The organism is Sabulibacter ruber (assembly GCF_017355955.1).
GTDB classification, from domain to species: domain Bacteria; phylum Bacteroidota; class Bacteroidia; order Cytophagales; family Hymenobacteraceae; genus Nibribacter; species Nibribacter ruber_A.
The window spans coordinates 1-271 of sequence record NZ_JAFFID010000133.1; the positions used below are offsets into that span (position 1 = coordinate 1).

Sequence of the window (271 nt, forward strand, 5' to 3'; positions counted from 1 at the left end):
ACGTGGCCTTCGTCGTCGACACCTTCGCCCGCCGGATCGTAGCTGCGCTGGCCCTTCGGGCTCGGCTGGCGGGTGTCGCGCACAGCCCACGCCGGCTTCGTGCTGGATGCCCTGGAGCAAGCGCTTCACGACCGCCGGCCGGCCAAGGGCGGCGGCCTCATTCACCATAGCGACCGTGGATCGCAGTATGTCGCTATAAAGTACACCGAGCGTCTTACCGAGGCCGGCGTCGAACCCTCCGTGAACAGCGCTGGCGATTCACACGACAACG

1 pseudogene is annotated in these 271 nt (G+C 66.8%); it reads left to right on the forward strand.

What is annotated here, in order from left to right:
- A pseudogene (locus JT719_RS24770) lies at positions 1–271 on the forward strand (DDE-type integrase/transposase/recombinase); the annotation flags it as partial.